We start from the raw sequence: 16,776 nt of genomic DNA, 5'->3' as shown, positions 1-16,776 counted from the left end.
CTTCCTCGGCCCCTTAGTGAGCGGTTTCCGCGTGGCTCATGTCCATGCCTTCCATACCCTGGTGCGTGTTGTGCTCGCCTTCAGGCTGGGTCATGTCCATGCTCATGCCGTGATCCATAAATTTGCCAATAACATCTTTGAACAGATTCGGTTTCACGTTAGAGAAGTACTCCACCTTGTTGTATTCGCTAGGTGCAGCCACTTTTTCGAACGCCGCCATGTCAGACATGGTGTTTGGAGACTGCTTCGCTTTTGCAACCCACTGGTCAAAAGTCGCGCGGTCTGGCGTAGCGATAGCTTTGAACTTCATACCCGAGAAGCCCGGGCCACTATAGCTGGCGGAGATACCGTCGTAGGTGCCTGCTTCATTCGCAATCAGATGCAGGTTAGTCTGCATACCGGCCATCGCGTAAATCTGGCTGCCCAGACGTGGGATGAAGAAGGAGTTCATTACGGAGTTGGAGGTCACTTTGAACTGAACCGGAGTGTTCGCCGGGAAGGCGATTTCATTCACGGTAGCAATGCCCTGTTCTGGATAGATGAAGAACCATTTCCAGTCCATGGAGACCACTTCAATGGTAATGGGTTTTTCATCGTGAACCAGCGGTTTGCTCGGCTCAAGTGCGTGAGTGGTTTTCCAGGTCAGTACAGCAAGGAACAGGATGATCAGAATAGGTACCGTCCAGACCACAGCTTCCACTTTATTGGAGTGTGACCAGTTAGGGCTATACTTCGCATCTTTATTGCTCGCACGATACTTCCAGGCGAAACCAACAGCCATCAAGATGGCAGGAATAACCACAATCAACATCAGGCCAAAAGCCGTCAGTATCAATGAACGTTGTTCCAGTCCAATCTGTCCTTTGGGGTCTAGTAGTGCAGAATCGCAGCCACTGAGTAATACAGTGCCTGCGAATAATGACAACCATCCCAAACTTTTATTGTATTTCCTGAGTCTCATTTAACGACCTCAATTCCACGGGAGTCTGGTGGCGTTTAAAGTGTGGGGGCATTTTACGGGAAGGTTACATTACTGTAAACATCATTAGCCCTGTGTCAGGAAGGTGTTACCGGGTTCTGCCGCACATGTCACAAGTGTTGCAAATTATGTCGCGTTTCCAGACGGAAGCCGCACGGAGTGGGCGTTATAACGAAAGGGTGTCCCAGCATACCGCAAAAGGGACAATTGGTATAACCATTGCGAAAAACACACAATTAGTTAACAATTAATTATCAATAAAAAGACAACTAAAAAACGAAAATTCAATGTTTCGAATGCTGAATCGTTTAATGAAAAATAGCGTAGCGAAATAAGCTCCAATAATTTCCGAATGCTATCCCGCACAAAACAACAAATATTTTTTTTGTCGATGGCGGTTATTTCACCGTTATAATTTCGGGCTGTTATTACAACGGGAAATAACCTTTCGCTTTTTACTTCATGTCATCTGCGTCTTTCGTAATGACATGAAATCCAGCATCCCACCCGTCAGGATCCCCGCCAGGGCGAAAAACACACCTGCATCAAGCAGAAGGGTTTCAAAAGGAAGTGACAAGTCGGTAGTCGCATTCATGATGAGCACCGTGAGCCACCCTACCAGGGCAAAACAACCTGCCATTAGCAGACGCAGGGCAAACCGATAGGCAGCGTGATATTCCGTGCGCGGCATGAAGTGTTCCGTCCGCTGGGTATATTCCAGCGTCTGGCGACAGACCAGCAGCAATAAAATCCCCGGCACGGCCGCCACCACCGAGAAGAGATAAAAGGTCGGCCAACCGTAGGCTTCAACAAACCAGCCCGCGACGGGGCCAACGTATACGCGCCCGACGGCGGAAAGGGCAGAGAGCAGCGCAAACTGGGTAGCGGAAAATGACTTATTGCACAGCGTCATCAGCAGGGCGACAAATGCCGCAGTGCCCATACCGCCGCACAGGTTCTCAAAGAATACCGCCGTCCCCATACTGATCATATTCTTGTCGGTGATCGACAGCAGCCAGTAACCGGCATTCGATGCGCCCTGAAGGATGCCAAATATCAGCAGAGCGCGGAACAGCGTCAGGCGCTGCATCAATACGCCGCCGTACAGCGCGCCGACAATCGTGGCAAACAGCCCCAGGGTTTTGTTCACCACGCCGACCTCGCCCGCATCAAACCCGACGCCGCGGATCAGGAAGGTAGTGGTCAGACTCATGGCGAAAGCGTCGCCAAGCTTATAAAGGACAATAAGCAGCAGGATCAGCCAGGCATTATTGCGACCAAAGAAGTCGCGCAGCGGTGCGGCGACGGCCTGCTCCAGCGAGCGTGGAACCGGGATCACATCGCTCGGTTCAGGCGCGAACAAGGTGGCAATAATGCAGGGGATCAGCAGTGCGGCCATCAGCCAGTACATGCCCTGCCAGCCGAGATAGCGGTCAGCAAGCCACAGTGCGAGTCCGCCGGAAACCAGCATACCCAGGCGGTAGCCGAGCACGCTGATTGCCGCACCGGCGCCACGCTCTTCCGCTGGCAGGACGTCCGTTTTCCAGGCGTCAAAAACAATGTCCTGCGAGGCGGAGCAGAAGGCGATGACCACCGCAAGCGCGGCCATCCAGCGCAGCTGCGTTGACGGTTCAAGGAAACCCATTGCGGCAATGGCCAGCAACAGCAGCACCTGCGTCATCACTAACCAGCCGCGACGGCGCCCGAGGAACGGTGGGGTATAGCGATCCATCACTGGCGACCACAGGAACTTAAAGACGTAAGCCTGGCCGACGAGTGAGAAGAAACCAATGGTTTTAAGATCGATGTTCTCAACCGTCATCCACGCCTGTAACGTGCCGGAGGTGAGCGCAAGGGGTAAACCGGAGGCGAAACCCAGGATCAGCAGAATAGCTGATTTCGGTTGCTGGAAAATGCGTAAGTAGTGACTGGACATGTTCTTATGAACTGACCCGGTGAAGCACCGGGTCAGTCAGCAGGATTAACGTGCGTTCTGCTTGATGAAGTCGTGAATGCTGGTGTCCTGTGCCATGTCGGCAATGGTGTCAGTCAGCACGCTGTTAACCGCGTTAGCGATATTTTTGTTGGAGGCCTGGAATGCGCCTTCAACGGAATAGCTTGCACGGTAGTTTTTGTTCATCTTGTTGCCGTTCTTCGCGGTAGCGATGATGGAGATATCGGCTTTGGTCGCAATGTTGTAGCGAACGTTACCCTGGGAGACGTCAGCGTACAGGTTGTTCACGATGATTTGCAGATCAACCGCGCCGCTTGGGCCAATCATGTAGCCACGGGAGGTCATCTGTTTTTCCAGTACTTCCTGCAACAGGAAGCGCAGGTCGCGGGAAGCGGTCAGCGTAACCTGCTGGTTGTCGCGAGTCACTTTCGCCAGCGCCTGGTCCTGACGCTGATCGGCACCATTAATGCTGACCGTCACGCCCATCAGGCTTGGATCCTGCTGAGGCAGGGTAATTTTTGGTGAAACGTCAATGGTCGTCGGCGGGGTTGCGCAACCGGCGAGCATAAAGAGTGCTACCAACGGAAAGAAGATTTTTTTTAACATTTTCGGGTTCTCAACGAATCGTAAGCAAAGAGAGAAAAATTGCCGCCATCATAACATCGCCAACGGCCAGGGGAAGTGGTCAACGCATGTAAATTCATCGCCTTGTCCGAAAACTGACCACCTTTCCGCTTTTCTCTGCCTGTAAGTGACAAAACGTATGAACCTCATAGTGAACTTCATCCGTTTGGATGAGAAAATCAGACGAAAGCTAAATATTTGTTGTCACGGTGTAATGGAACCGGTAAAAGCGGCTAATATTTAAAGGGATGGGTGACATCTTAGCGTTGTCGGAGGAGTGATTTCATGATGATACGTGAACAGATAGAAGAAAAATTAAGGGCAGCGTTCAACCCTGTGTTTCTCGAAGTTGTCGACGAAAGCTATCGTCATAACGTGCCGGCAGGTTCTGAAAGCCACTTCAAAGTGGTTCTGGTCAGCGATCGCTTCACGGGAGAACGTTTCCTGAACCGACACCGCTTGATCTACAGCACCTTGACGGAAGAACTCTCCACAACCGTACATGCGCTGGCGCTGCATACCTACACCATTAAGGAATGGGAAGGGCTGCAGGATACGGTATTCGCATCACCGCCTTGTCGGGGTGCAGGCACCATCGCCTGATAAATCGGATTTGCAACCGCCGGAGTTTTTCCAGTATGTTGCTTACAGATTTCGTCAAAACGGCCTTCGGGCCGTTTTGTTTTGTCTGAGTTTTGAGCGGATGGCGCGTTTTTAAGGCTAAAAATAGCCTTAAAGTGTGAAAAAAGCCGCAGCAACATGCTCCAACCGTTCTCGACTCACCTAAGTGATGCCGCTATAATGCCGCGTCTTATTGAATGTCTTCGGGATGATTCTGGCGACAGGGAATGTGAATCTGCACATAAGAGAGCATCCCGGTATAACAGACAGATTCAGAGTTGACCGAGCACTGTGATTTTTTTGAGGTAACAAGATGCAAGTTTCAGTTGAAACCACTCAAGGCCTTGGCCGCCGTGTAACGATTACTATCGCTGCTGACAGCATCGAAACTGCTGTGAAAAGCGAGCTGGTCAACGTAGCAAAAAAAGTACGTATTGACGGCTTCCGCAAGGGCAAAGTACCAATGAATGTTGTTGCTCAGCGTTATGGCGCTTCCGTGCGTCAGGATGTGCTGGGTGAACTGATGAGCCGCAACTTTATCGACGCGATCATCAAAGAAAAAATCAATCCAGCCGGCGCGCCAAACTACGTTCCAGGTGAATACAAGCAGGGCGAAGACTTCACCTATTCCGTAGAGTTCGAAGTGTACCCGGAAGTTGAGCTGAAAGGTCTGGAATCAATCGAAGTTGAAAAACCGATCGTTTCCGTGACTGACGAAGACGTTGACGGCATGCTGGATACCCTGCGTAAGCAGCAGGCGAACTGGAAAGAGAAAGAAGGCGCTGTTGACGCGGAAGACCGCGTAACCATCGACTTCACCGGTTCAGTAGACGGCGAAGAGTTCGAAGGCGGTAAAGCGTCTGATTTCGTACTGGCGATGGGCCAGGGTCGTATGATCCCAGGCTTCGAAGACGGTATCAAAGGCCACAAAGCAGGCGAAGAGTTCACCATCGACGTGACCTTCCCTGAAGAATACCACGCTGAAAACCTGAAAGGTAAAGCAGCGAAGTTCGTCATCAACCTGAAGAAAGTTGAAGAGCGCGAACTGCCAGAACTGACTGAAGAATTCATCAAGCGTTTCGGCGTGGAAGATGGTTCTGTTGCGGGTCTGCGTGCTGAAGTGCGTAAAAACATGGAGCGCGAGCTGAACGGCGCTGTACGTAACCGCGTGAAGTCTCAGGCGATTGAAGGTCTGGTGAAAGCGAACGACATCGACGTTCCTGCTGCCCTGATCGACAGCGAAATCGACGTTCTGCGCCGTCAGGCTGCACAGCGCTTCGGTGGCAACCAGCAGCAAGCGATGGAACTGCCACGCGAGCTGTTCGAAGAGCAAGCGAAACGTCGCGTTGTTGTTGGCCTGCTGCTGGGCGAAGTGATTCGTACCCACGAGCTGAAAGCTGACGAAGAGCGTGTGAAAGGCCTGATCGAAGAGATGGCTTCTGCATACGAAGATCCATCAGAAGTGATCGAGTTCTACGGTAAGAACAAAGAGCTGATGGACAACATGCGCAACGTTGCACTGGAAGAGCAGGCTGTTGAAGCGGTACTGGCGAAAGCGAAAGTAACCGAAAAAGAGACCTCTTTCACCGAACTGATGAACCAGCAGGCGTAATTTCGCCCCAACGGTTTAAAGTTTGAACAAAAAACCCGTTGCCCTCCGGCGACGGGTTTTTTTTATCACAGCTTTAGTCCTGGAAGGGTGCTAAAACGCCCTTTCAGTGTTAGCGTTACAACAAAACGTTGTTATGCTTGAAATAGGGCATGGCGACCCCCATTAGTATGTAATCACGATGATTGAGACTGGCTGATAATCCGTCCATAAGGTTACAATCAGTACAGCAGGTGTTTTCAATTTTGAACCAGGAGACGGAAATGTCATACAGTGGCGAACGAGATAACTTTGCACCCCATATGGCGCTGGTGCCAATGGTTATTGAACAGACCTCACGCGGTGAGCGATCTTTCGATATCTATTCCCGTCTGCTCAAGGAACGCGTTATCTTTCTGACCGGCCAGGTGGAAGACCATATGGCTAACCTGATCGTGGCGCAGATGCTGTTCCTGGAAGCGGAAAACCCGGAAAAAGACATTTACCTGTACATCAACTCGCCGGGCGGTGTGATTACGGCGGGCATGTCTATTTATGACACCATGCAATTCATCAAGCCGGATGTCAGCACCATCTGTATGGGACAGGCGGCGTCCATGGGGGCTTTCCTGTTAACCGCAGGGGCGAAAGGTAAGCGTTTCTGCCTGCCTAACTCCCGCGTGATGATTCACCAGCCGCTGGGTGGTTACCAGGGCCAGGCGACGGATATTGAAATCCACGCCCGAGAAATTCTGAAAGTAAAAGCGCGCATGAATGAACTTATGGCGCAGCATACGGGTCAACCACTCGAGCAGATCGAGCGCGATACCGAGCGCGATCGCTTCCTGTCTGCACCTGAGGCAGTTGAGTACGGCTTAGTCGACTCCATTTTGACCCATCGTAATTGATGCCCGCGACGCGAGTGTGCCGCTATACTAATTTAGGGCGGCACGTTGCCTGTAAGCAGCTTGCGTCTGAGTATGGCATTTGCGTCGTCATGTGCGGCACATAGAACTTAAAAAGAGGTTTGGACTCATGACAGATAAACGCAAAGATGGTTCGGGCAAACTGCTGTACTGCTCTTTTTGCGGCAAAAGCCAGCATGAAGTGCGTAAACTGATTGCCGGGCCGTCCGTGTATATCTGCGACGAATGCGTCGATTTATGTAACGACATCATTCGCGAAGAGATTAAAGAAGTCGCGCCGCACCGTGAGCGCAGCGCGTTACCAACGCCACACGAGATTCGCCACCACCTGGACGACTATGTCATTGGTCAGGAGCAGGCGAAAAAAGTGCTGGCGGTGGCGGTATACAACCACTACAAGCGTCTGCGTAACGGCGATACCAGCAATGGCGTGGAACTGGGCAAAAGTAACATTCTGCTGATCGGGCCTACGGGTTCCGGTAAAACGTTGCTGGCGGAAACGCTGGCGCGCCTGCTGGATGTTCCGTTCACCATGGCGGATGCCACCACCCTGACCGAAGCCGGTTATGTGGGCGAAGACGTTGAAAATATTATCCAGAAGCTGCTCCAGAAGTGCGATTACGACGTACAGAAAGCCCAGCGCGGGATCGTCTATATCGATGAGATTGACAAAATCTCCCGTAAATCAGACAACCCATCCATCACCCGTGACGTCTCGGGCGAAGGCGTGCAGCAGGCGCTCCTGAAGCTGATTGAAGGTACGGTTGCGGCTGTTCCACCGCAGGGTGGGCGTAAACATCCGCAGCAGGAATTCTTGCAGGTTGATACCTCCAAGATCCTGTTTATCTGTGGTGGTGCGTTTGCAGGCCTGGATAAAGTGATCTCTCACCGTGTGGAAACCGGCTCCGGCATTGGTTTTGGCGCAACGGTGAAAGCTACGTCTGAAAAACCAAACGAAGGCCAGCTGCTGGCGCAGGTTGAACCGGAGGATCTGATCAAATTTGGTTTGATTCCGGAATTTATCGGCCGTCTGCCGGTTGTGGCGACCCTGAACGAACTGAGCGAAGACGCGCTGATTCAGATCCTGAAAGAGCCGAAAAACGCGCTGACCAAGCAGTATCAGGCGCTGTTTAATCTGGAAGGCGTTGAGCTGGAATTCCGTGACGAAGCACTGGACGCGATTGCCAAGAAAGCGATGGCGCGTAAAACCGGTGCCCGTGGCCTGCGTTCTATCGTGGAAGCAGCATTGCTCGACACGATGTACGATCTCCCTTCTATGGAAGATGTCGAAAAAGTCGTGATCGACGAGTCCGTCATTGGTGGCCAGACCAAGCCGTTACTGATTTACGGTAAACCGGAAGCGCAGCAGGCATCTGGCGAATAATTCACCATTTCATACAATCAGTTAATCAAAAAGGGGGGATTTTATCTCCCCTTTACTTTTTCCGTATTCATGGCGTTGAATGTATGGGAAACATCCCCATATACTGGATTACATGTTAATGGTTGTGTGAAGCACAGTTACATGACCAGTTTACCTGGCGGACACTAAACTAAGAGAGAGCTCTATGAATCCTGAGCGTTCTGAACGCATTGAAATCCCCGTATTGCCGTTGCGCGATGTGGTGGTTTATCCGCACATGGTCATACCCTTATTTGTAGGGCGGGAAAAATCTATCCGTTGCCTCGAAGCCGCCATGGATCATGATAAAAAAATCATGTTGGTTGCGCAGAAGGAAGCATCAACGGATGAGCCGGGTGTAAACGATCTTTTCACCGTCGGGACCGTGGCCTCTATTTTGCAGATGCTGAAGCTGCCAGATGGCACCGTGAAGGTGCTGGTGGAAGGCTTACAGCGCGCGCGTATTACCACTCTGTCAGACGATGGCGAGCACTTCTCTGCGAAGGCAGAGTACCTTGATTCACCGGAACTTGATGAGCGCGAGCAGGAAGTGCTGGTACGCACCGCGATCAGCCAGTTTGAAGGCTACATCAAGCTGAACAAGAAAATCCCACCTGAAGTGCTGACGTCGCTGAACAGCATCGACGATCCTGCACGTCTGGCGGATACCATCGCTGCGCACATGCCGCTGAAGCTGGCTGACAAACAGTCCGTGCTGGAAATGTCCGACGTTAACGAACGTCTGGAATACCTGATGGCGATGATGGAGTCTGAGATCGATCTGCTTCAGGTTGAGAAGCGCATTCGCAACCGCGTCAAAAAGCAGATGGAAAAATCGCAGCGTGAGTACTATCTGAACGAGCAAATGAAAGCCATTCAGAAAGAGCTCGGCGAGATGGACGATGCGCCGGATGAAAACGAAGCGCTGAAGCGTAAGATCGACGCGGCGAAGATGCCGAAAGAGGCGAAAGAGAAAGCCGAAGCTGAGTTGCAGAAGCTGAAAATGATGTCTCCGATGTCGGCGGAAGCGACCGTTGTACGCGGCTACATTGAGTGGATGGTTCAGGTTCCATGGAATGCCCGCAGCAAGGTCAAAAAAGACCTGCGTCAGGCACAGGAAATCCTCGATACCGACCACTATGGCCTGGAACGTGTGAAAGACCGCATTCTTGAGTACCTCGCGGTACAGAGCCGTGTGAACAAAATCAAAGGTCCAATCTTGTGCCTGGTAGGGCCTCCAGGGGTGGGTAAAACCTCTCTGGGCCAGTCCATCGCCAAAGCGACCGGACGTAAGTACATCCGTATGGCGCTGGGCGGCGTGCGTGATGAAGCGGAAATCCGCGGTCACCGCCGTACCTATATCGGTTCTATGCCGGGCAAGCTGATCCAGAAGATGGCGAAAGTGGGCGTCAAAAACCCGCTGTTCCTCCTCGACGAGATCGACAAAATGTCTTCGGACATGCGTGGCGATCCGGCGTCGGCGCTGCTTGAAGTGCTTGATCCAGAGCAGAACGTGGCGTTCAGCGATCACTATCTGGAAGTCGACTACGACCTGAGCGATGTGATGTTCGTGGCGACGTCGAATTCCATGAACATTCCGGCACCGCTGCTGGACCGTATGGAAGTGATCCGTCTGTCCGGTTATACCGAAGACGAGAAGCTGAACATTGCTAAGCAGCACCTGCTGCCGAAGCAGATTGAACGTAACGCGCTGAAAGCTAACGAGCTGACCGTTGAGGACAGCGCTATTGTCGGCATTATTCGTTACTACACCCGTGAAGCGGGCGTGCGTAGCCTTGAGCGTGAGATCTCTAAACTGTGCCGTAAGGCGGTTAAGCAGCTGCTGCTGGATAAGAGCCTGAAGCACATCGTGATTAACGGCGACAATCTGCATGCTTACCTCGGCGTTCAGCGCTTCGACTATGGCCGTGCGGACAACGAAAACCGCGTTGGTCAGGTGACTGGACTGGCGTGGACGGAAGTGGGTGGCGATCTGCTGACCATTGAAACCGCCTGTGTACCGGGTAAAGGCAAGCTGACCTACACTGGCTCGCTCGGTGAAGTGATGCAGGAGTCCATCCAGGCAGCGTTGACCGTGGTGCGTGCGCGCGCGGAAAAACTGGGTATCAACCCGGATTTCTACGAAAAACGCGACATTCACGTTCACGTTCCGGAAGGGGCGACGCCGAAAGATGGCCCAAGCGCGGGTATTGCTATGTGTACGGCGCTGGTTTCCTGCCTGACGGGGAACCCGGTCCGTGCTGATGTGGCCATGACTGGTGAAATTACGCTGCGTGGTCAGGTACTGCCCATCGGCGGGTTAAAAGAAAAACTGCTGGCGGCACACCGTGGTGGGATCAAAACCGTATTGATTCCTTACGAGAATAAACGCGATCTGGAAGAGATTCCGGACAACGTTATTGCCGATTTGCAGATCCATCCGGTGAAACGCATTGAGGAAGTTCTGACTCTCGCACTGCAAAATGAACCGTCCGGAATGCAGGTTGTAACCGCAAAATAGTGACCTCGCGCAAAGAGCGCTAATAAAAACAAGGCTGGTAAGTCATTTCGTACTTGCCAGCCTTTTTTTGTATAGCTAATTTAGATTGCTGATTGGGTTAGCCATCAACAACGGGTGTTGTAAGGTCATAGCAGGACTGATATAACTGCTGCGCGGTCGCGCTGTGAAGGATTCAGGTGCGATATAAATTATAAAGAGAGGAAGAGAACAGTGAATAAATCTCAACTGATTGACAAAATTGCTGCGGGTGCTGATATTTCTAAAGCTGCAGCTGGACGTGCTTTAGATGCTTTAATTGCTTCTGTTACTGAATCTCTGCAAGCTGGGGACGACGTTGCACTGGTAGGCTTCGGTACTTTTGCGGTTAAAGAGCGTGCTGCCCGTACTGGCCGCAACCCGCAGACCGGTAAAGAGATCACCATTGCTGCCGCTAAAGTGCCGGGTTTCCGTGCAGGTAAGGCGCTGAAAGACGCAGTAAATTGATTGCTTTCCCGCTCCAGGGAAGCTGAAAAGTACAAGGGCGCATCGTTTGATGTGCCTTTTTTGTTTGTCCAGACCTGATTTGTGCGAGTTTATGCGAGTTGTGGGCTGACAATTGCCCTGTTTTCTTGTCACAATACGCCTTTACGCGCGACGGTCAGGATTTTCCGTCAGCGTCAGGTAACCAGTCACCTACAGCGGAGTGTTGTTACACCATGATGGACAGCTTACGCACGGCTGCTAACAGTCTCGTGCTCAAGATTATTTTCGGTATCATTATCGTGTCGTTCATATTGACCGGTGTGAGTAGTTACCTCATCGGCGGTGGCGCGAACTACGCCGCAAAAGTGAATGGCCAGGAAATTAGCCGTGGGCAGTTCGAGAACGCTTTTGCTGGTGAACGTAACCGCATGCAGCAACAGCTGGGCGACCAATACTCTGAACTTGCAGCCAACGAAGGCTATATGAAAAACCTGCGTCAGCAGACGCTGAACCGCCTTATCGACGAAGCGCTGCTGGACCAGTACGCGAAAAGCCTCGGTCTGGGCATCAGCGATGAGCAGGTTAAAAAAGCCATCTTCTCGACGCAGGCTTTCCAGTCTAATGGGAAGTTCGACAACGCGCGTTACAACAGCATTGTTAACCAGATGGGGATGACGGCTGACCAGTACGCACAGGCGCTGCGTAACCAGTTGACCACGCAACAGCTGATCAACGCGGTGGTGGGCACCGATTTCATGCTGAAAGGCGAAACTGAAGCGCTGGCGGCACTGGTGGCGCAGCAACGCGTGGTGCGTGAAGCGACGATTGATGTCAATGCACTGGCGGCGAAACAGCAGGTTAGCGACGCTGAAGTTAATGCTTACTATGAGCAAAACAAGAACAACTTCATCTCTCCTGAACAGTTCCGCGTAAGCTATATCAAGCTGGATGCAGCTGCGATGCAGAAAAACGCGACTGACGCCGAGATCCAGTCTTATTACGACCAGCATCAGGATCAGTTCACTCAGCCGCAGCGTAACCGTTACAGCGTGATCCAGACCAAAACGGAAGCAGAAGCAAAAGCCGTGCTGGACGAGCTGAACAAAGGCGCTGATTTCGCGACCGTGGCGAAAGCAAAATCCACCGACATTATTTCTGCCAAAAACGGCGGTGATATGGGCTGGCTGGAAGATTCCACTACCCCGGACGAGCTGAAAAATGCGGGTCTTAAAGAGAAAGGCCAACTGTCTGGTGTAATCAAATCCTCCGTTGGCTTCCTGGTGGCGCGTCTGGACGATGTCGTGGCGGCGAAAACCAAGCCGCTGGCTGACGTTCGTGATGATATCGCTGCGAAAGTGAAGCAGGAGAAAGCGCTGGACGCCTTCTATGCTCTGCAACAGAAAGTGAGCGATGCCGCAAGCAACGACAACGAATCACTGGCGGGCGCTGAGCAGGCTGCTGGCGTGAAAGCGGTTGAGACGGGCTGGTTCAGCCATGAAAATCTGCCGGAAGAACTGAACTTCAAACCGGTTTCAGATGCCATTTTCAATGGTGGTCTGGTAGGTGAGAACGGTACGCCGGGCAGCAACTCAGACATCATTACCGTTGACGGTGACCGTGCGTTCGTACTGCGCGTCAGCGAGCACAAAGCCGAGGCAGTGAAGCCCCTGGCGGAAGTGAAAGATCAGGTGGTGGCGCTGGTCAAACACAACAAAGCGGCACAGCAGGCAAAACTGGATGCAGAGAAAATTCTGGCCGATCTGAAAGCCGGTAAGAACGATGCACTGAAAGCGGCTGGCCTGAGCTTTGGCGAAGCCAAAACGCTGAGCCGTACCGGTCAGGATCCTGTCAGCCAGGCGGCGTTTGGTCTGAGCCTGCCGGCGAAAGACAAACCTGTCTTTGGCACCACGACCGATATGCAGGGTAACGTGGTGATTCTGGCTCTGGATGAAGTCAAAGCCGGCACGCTGCCAGACGCGCAGAAGAAGGCCATGGTTCAGGGAATTACCCAGAATAATGCCCAGATTGCTTTCGAAGCGATGATGAGCAACCTGCGTAAAGAAGCCAAAATCAAGCTGGGTGATGTGGTGACCCAGGAGCAATAATTACGTACCTGCTCGCAGATTTTCGTAACGCTCTGCAAAAACTAAAGGCCGCTTTCGCGGCCTTTTCCATTTCTGCAATCTGCTGTTTGTCCCTGTTTTCTCGTACGGCTATCGTGGCGTGGCTGTCAACAAACAAGGAGAAAACAGCATGAAATGTGGAATCAAAGCACTGTTAATTACACTGGCTATTGCCACTTCCGGGATGAGTGCGGGAGCGCTGGCGGCGTCGCCCTCGGCTAAAGCGCAGGCTGCACAGACCAAAACAGACTCAGCTGCGCAGGCTTATACGCAATCAAAAGCGACTGATGCCGGTAAAAGTGCAGAGGATGACGGTACGCGAGTCAGCATCAATTCGGCATCGGCAGAAGAGCTCGCGCGCGTGATGAACGGTGTGGGACTTAAAAAAGCCCAGGCCATTGTTAGCTACCGCGAGGAGTACGGTCCTTTCAAAACCCTTGACGATCTCAAGCAGGTGCCGGGTATGGGCAGCGCGCTGGTTGAGCGCAATCTCGCACACCTGACGCTGTAATCGCGTAATCACTTGCACTGCGGCAAAAATTTGCCAGGATAAAGAGGTCATACCAGTTATGACCTCTGAACCTATAACAACGAAAGGCTATTGCGCTATGCAGACACAAATCAAAGTTCGTGGTTATCACCTCGATGTTTACCAGCACGTCAATAACGCCCGCTACCTTGAATTTCTTGAAGAGGCGCGCTGGGATGGCCTGGAGAACAGCGAAAGCTTCCAGTGGCTGACCGCACACAACATCGCGTTTGTGGTCGTCAACATCAACATTAACTACCGCCGCCCGGCTGTGCTGGGGGATGTGCTCACCGTGACCAGTGAGGTCCAACAACTGAATGGCAAAAGTGGTGTATTGAGCCAGGTCGTCACGCTTGAGCCAGAAGGGCAGGTGGTGGCCGATGCGCTGATCACCTTTGTCTGTATCGATCTCAAAACCCAGAAAGCGTTGCCGCTGGAAGGGGAGTTGCGCGAAAAGCTGGAGCTGATGATCGCATAAGTAATATTCAGGAATGCCCGCGCTGTCGACTCCTGTTGTACGACAGCGCGGACAGTTAGCCCTTATTGCAGACCGGTCTTTTTCTGCATCGCGGCCATCACGCCCGCTTTATCCGCAAGATAATGATTCAGACCGTTCGCGCGCAGGTTACAGGCGGCACACTGCCCGCAGCCGTCCCCTTTAATGCCGTTGTAGCAGGTCAGGGTCTCGTTGCGAACGACATCCAGCTTGCCCCAGTAGTCGGCCAGCGCCCAGGTTTCGGCTTTATCCAGCCACATCAGCGGCGTTTCGAAGCGGGTCTCTTTTGCCATTCCCAGATCCACGGCGTGATTGAGCGCTTTCACGAATTCATCCCGGCAGTCCGGGTAGCCAGAGAAGTCGGTCTCACACACGCCCGTGATCACCGCTTCGGCTTTCACCTGGTAGGCATAGATTGCCGTCAGGGTCAGGAAGAGAATATTACGCCCAGGTACGAAGGTATTCGGAATGCCGCTGGCATCCGGTTCGTAATCAGGCACCGGAATGCTGTCGCGAGTGAGACTGCTGACGGCCAGTTCATTTAACAGCGTCACGTCCAGCACTTTATGAGCGCGGGCGCCCAGTTTGAGGGCCAGTTCACGAGCGACATCGATTTCAGCGCGATGACGCTGACCATAATCAAAAGTGACGCAGTGCACTTCATCATACTGGTGAAGTGCCTGAATCAGGCAGGTTGTGGAATCTTGTCCTCCGCTGAACACGACGACGGCACGTTTCATAGATCATCTCGACAGTTACGGTAAAAGCGTCATGTTAACGCCTGGCTAAAGCGGCGACCAGCTTCTTCACGCGTTTGGTGGAGGAAGCCAGGCTTCGGTGAAGTCAAACCAGCCGCGAGTGTTAAGGCGTATGCCGTTGACGCCCGGAGGAGCGCTGATTTGATACTGGTAGTTAAAGAGCGGTGTCAGGACGGCTGTCTCCATTAATCGGCTGAAGATAGCCTGAAGTCCTGCGTGTCGGTCACGTTCGTCGGCCTGCGTCTGCACCGCATCCAGCGTGGCCTGCAAATGGGCGTATGCCGGTGCGCTCAGCAGATGCGGCCAGAGCGCATCGCAGCGGAGCCATTGCTCAAGGGTGTACGCTGGCGCTTCGCCAATCAGTCTGTCTCCCATCATGATGTCTGCATCGGCAAGCTGCTGGCAACCGTCCCACGTCTTGGCGTCGTGAAAGATGACGGTCAGTTCACACCCCTGCCGCGCAAGGTATGCTTTTAACTGACTGGCCATGGTGTGAAGCTCAACCGGCAGGTGGTAGACAAGCGTCAATGCCTCTGGCAGCACAACGTCGGTTAAATCAGTCCACTGGGGGATCGCCCAGCCGGGAAGCAGTTCCTCGGTAGGAGTGATGAGCCCTTCGTTCAGGGGAAGCGTGTGCAGCAGCGTTGAGAGATGAATGATATTAATCAGCCGCTTTGCCTGAAGTTCGCTCAGACGCGGACTTTGTTTCAGCGTGAGGTAGCAGAAGCCCAGACTGGTGCTGTTACTCACCAGCCGCAGGCTGGCCAGCTCGTCGGCCTCGCCAATGGCGATTTGCACCGGGTGGCGACAGCTGGTGCCCAGACTGTAGTCAAAAAGCTGGGGCGTGATCCAGTACTCGATAGCCTTAAGTAACGGATGACCAAGGTGATACTGCTCGTGGCTTTCCAGACGCACCAGTTCAGGCTCAAAAACGCTCAGCCGAAAGGGACCACTGCCCACCACGGGGTAATCAGGATGCGCCAGACGGCTACAGTAGGTTGCCAGCCTGTGCGCCAGCCAATAGTCAGGTTGATGGAGAATAAACGTCAGGCTTTGCGGATGCGTGGTTTCGATACGTAAGACGCTGCGGAAAAGCGTGTCCATGCCGGGCTGCGATAGCAGCGCCGTCAGGCTTTGCCTGAGCTGTGCCGTCTCTATTTTATCGCCGTTATGCCAGTGCAGGGTGGAGCGTATGTAGAAATGCCAACGCAGGCCGTCAGCAGAGACTTCCCAGTGATGCGCCAGATCGCCCGTGGGTTCACTGCTGTTACCATTAAAACGCGTCAAACCAGAGAATACCTGTCCCGCCAGATGCTGCTCCGCCCGGCCAGGGAGAAACCCCGGCTGAAGCGGCTCCAGCGAGCGATAGTAGGGAATACGCAGCGTCGGCGTATCGTTCTGCCATTGCCCGCCCATAAACGGATGCAGCAGCGATCGCAAATCTTCAGGCGCGAGCTGGGCCAGCTCCAGCGCGTTGTGCTGCTGTCCACTTTTCAGGGCCTCTTCCATCATCGTATTACGCAACGAATCCGGGGTGACGTGAAAGCGTAATTCCCCACGCTTTCCTCGTCCGGAGCGGGCGTGCCAGCTTAGCCAGCCCGCCTCCTGCGCCTGGCGCAGCAGGGTGCGTACATGTCGCTCGCTGCAAAAGCAGCGGCTGGCAAGTTCACTGATGGTCACCTGCTGCGTTGCGCCGGCGGAGGGGTGCCACAGACGCTGATACTGGTTAAGACGGTTAAGCTGGCGCATGAAAAACCCGGAACAATAATTATCATCTATTCACTATTACTTCC

At 53.0% G+C, this 16,776-nt stretch carries 14 protein-coding genes; 9 read left to right on the top strand and 5 right to left on the bottom strand.

Annotated features, from left to right (window positions below; genetic code table 11):
* Positions 1-13 precede the first annotated feature (13 nt).
* From cyoA to ACNQ0T_RS10520, 3 genes are all read right to left on the bottom strand, one after another.
* Positions 14-961, bottom strand: coding sequence for a cytochrome o ubiquinol oxidase subunit II (gene cyoA, locus ACNQ0T_RS10530; protein WP_006809886.1), 948 nt, complete (start codon positions 959-961; stop codon positions 14-16).
* A 478-nt stretch (positions 962-1,439) separates the two neighbouring features.
* Complete coding sequence (gene ampG / locus ACNQ0T_RS10525; protein WP_417930011.1) at positions 1,440-2,915, bottom strand: muropeptide MFS transporter AmpG; 1,476 nt, start codon at positions 2,913-2,915, stop codon at positions 1,440-1,442.
* Between the two features lie 45 nt (positions 2,916-2,960).
* The gene (locus ACNQ0T_RS10520) at positions 2,961-3,539 is read right to left on the bottom strand and encodes a lipoprotein (RefSeq protein WP_022647246.1); all 579 of its coding nucleotides are present in this window, start codon (positions 3,537-3,539) and stop codon (positions 2,961-2,963) included.
* Positions 3,540-3,842: 303 nt separating this feature from the next.
* Here ACNQ0T_RS10520 and bolA point away from each other — a divergent pair, with 303 nt between their 5' ends.
* The 9 genes from bolA (at position 3,843) to ACNQ0T_RS10475 (ending at position 14,207) form a co-directional block, all read left to right on the top strand.
* Positions 3,843-4,160 carry a transcriptional regulator BolA gene (gene bolA, locus ACNQ0T_RS10515; protein ID WP_003859051.1) on the top strand — a complete coding sequence of 106 codons (318 nt, stop codon included), beginning with the start codon at positions 3,843-3,845 and terminating at the stop codon, positions 4,158-4,160.
* A 331-nt stretch (positions 4,161-4,491) separates the two neighbouring features.
* Positions 4,492-5,790: a trigger factor gene (gene tig, locus ACNQ0T_RS10510; protein ID WP_006809881.1), complete on the top strand. Its 1,299-nt coding sequence runs from the start codon at positions 4,492-4,494 to the stop codon at positions 5,788-5,790.
* A gap of 260 nt (positions 5,791-6,050) precedes the next feature.
* Complete coding sequence (gene clpP, locus ACNQ0T_RS10505) at positions 6,051-6,674, top strand: ATP-dependent Clp endopeptidase proteolytic subunit ClpP (protein WP_006809880.1); 624 nt, start codon at positions 6,051-6,053, stop codon at positions 6,672-6,674.
* Positions 6,675-6,801: 127 nt separating this feature from the next.
* On the top strand, positions 6,802-8,076 hold the full coding sequence (clpX, locus tag ACNQ0T_RS10500) for an ATP-dependent protease ATP-binding subunit ClpX (protein ID WP_006809879.1): 1,275 nt from the start codon (positions 6,802-6,804) through the stop codon (positions 8,074-8,076).
* Positions 8,077-8,260: 184 nt separating this feature from the next.
* Positions 8,261-10,615, top strand: a complete 2,355-nt coding sequence (lon, locus tag ACNQ0T_RS10495; protein ID WP_006809878.1) for an endopeptidase La — start codon at positions 8,261-8,263, stop codon at positions 10,613-10,615.
* A 210-nt stretch (positions 10,616-10,825) separates the two neighbouring features.
* Entirely contained in the window at positions 10,826-11,098 is a 273-nt protein-coding gene (hupB, locus tag ACNQ0T_RS10490) for a nucleoid-associated protein HU-beta (protein WP_002444653.1), read from the top strand.
* 212 nt (positions 11,099-11,310) lie between these two features.
* Positions 11,311-13,182, top strand: a complete 1,872-nt coding sequence (ppiD, locus tag ACNQ0T_RS10485; RefSeq protein ID WP_045622311.1) for a peptidylprolyl isomerase — start codon at positions 11,311-11,313, stop codon at positions 13,180-13,182.
* Between the two features lie 148 nt (positions 13,183-13,330).
* Positions 13,331-13,711, top strand: a complete 381-nt coding sequence (locus ACNQ0T_RS10480) for a helix-hairpin-helix domain-containing protein (protein ID WP_038415510.1) — start codon at positions 13,331-13,333, stop codon at positions 13,709-13,711.
* A 97-nt stretch (positions 13,712-13,808) separates the two neighbouring features.
* A complete protein-coding gene (locus tag ACNQ0T_RS10475) occupies positions 13,809-14,207 on the top strand; it encodes a YbgC/FadM family acyl-CoA thioesterase (protein ID WP_017694410.1) in 399 nt (132 codons plus the stop codon).
* Positions 14,208-14,269: 62 nt separating this feature from the next.
* Here ACNQ0T_RS10475 and queC read toward each other — a convergent pair whose 3' ends face one another.
* Both queC and ACNQ0T_RS10465 read right to left on the bottom strand, forming a co-directional pair.
* Positions 14,270-14,965 carry a 7-cyano-7-deazaguanine synthase QueC gene (gene queC / locus ACNQ0T_RS10470; protein ID WP_417930010.1) on the bottom strand — a complete coding sequence of 232 codons (696 nt, stop codon included), beginning with the start codon at positions 14,963-14,965 and terminating at the stop codon, positions 14,270-14,272.
* A 66-nt stretch (positions 14,966-15,031) separates the two neighbouring features.
* On the bottom strand, positions 15,032-16,732 hold the full coding sequence (locus ACNQ0T_RS10465; RefSeq protein ID WP_058646036.1) for an SgrR family transcriptional regulator: 1,701 nt from the start codon (positions 16,730-16,732) through the stop codon (positions 15,032-15,034).
* Between the last annotated feature and the right edge of the window lie 44 nt (positions 16,733-16,776).

The organism is Enterobacter cloacae complex sp.6700776 (assembly GCF_048284255.1).
GTDB lineage: Bacteria > Pseudomonadota > Gammaproteobacteria > Enterobacterales > Enterobacteriaceae > Enterobacter > Enterobacter intestinihominis.
The sequence above is the reverse complement of the archived record's forward strand: the minus strand, read 5'-3'. Positions and strand labels throughout refer to the sequence as shown.

Coding starts and splice junctions, on each gene's coding strand:
- cyoA (WP_006809886.1), bottom strand. CDS start 961: ATGAGACTCAGGAAATACAATAAAAGTTTGGGATGGTTGTCATTATTC.
- ampG (WP_417930011.1), bottom strand. CDS start 2,915: ATGTCCAGTCACTACTTACGCATTTTCCAGCAACCGAAATCAGCTATT.
- ACNQ0T_RS10520 (WP_022647246.1), bottom strand. CDS start 3,539: ATGTTAAAAAAAATCTTCTTTCCGTTGGTAGCACTCTTTATGCTCGCC.
- bolA (WP_003859051.1), top strand. CDS start 3,843: ATGATGATACGTGAACAGATAGAAGAAAAATTAAGGGCAGCGTTCAAC.
- tig (WP_006809881.1), top strand. CDS start 4,492: ATGCAAGTTTCAGTTGAAACCACTCAAGGCCTTGGCCGCCGTGTAACG.
- clpP (WP_006809880.1), top strand. CDS start 6,051: ATGTCATACAGTGGCGAACGAGATAACTTTGCACCCCATATGGCGCTG.
- clpX (WP_006809879.1), top strand. CDS start 6,802: ATGACAGATAAACGCAAAGATGGTTCGGGCAAACTGCTGTACTGCTCT.
- lon (WP_006809878.1), top strand. CDS start 8,261: ATGAATCCTGAGCGTTCTGAACGCATTGAAATCCCCGTATTGCCGTTG.
- ppiD (WP_045622311.1), top strand. CDS start 11,311: ATGATGGACAGCTTACGCACGGCTGCTAACAGTCTCGTGCTCAAGATT.
- ACNQ0T_RS10480 (WP_038415510.1), top strand. CDS start 13,331: ATGAAATGTGGAATCAAAGCACTGTTAATTACACTGGCTATTGCCACT.
- ACNQ0T_RS10475 (WP_017694410.1), top strand. CDS start 13,809: ATGCAGACACAAATCAAAGTTCGTGGTTATCACCTCGATGTTTACCAG.
- queC (WP_417930010.1), bottom strand. CDS start 14,965: ATGAAACGTGCCGTCGTCGTGTTCAGCGGAGGACAAGATTCCACAACC.
- ACNQ0T_RS10465 (WP_058646036.1), bottom strand. CDS start 16,732: ATGCGCCAGCTTAACCGTCTTAACCAGTATCAGCGTCTGTGGCACCCC.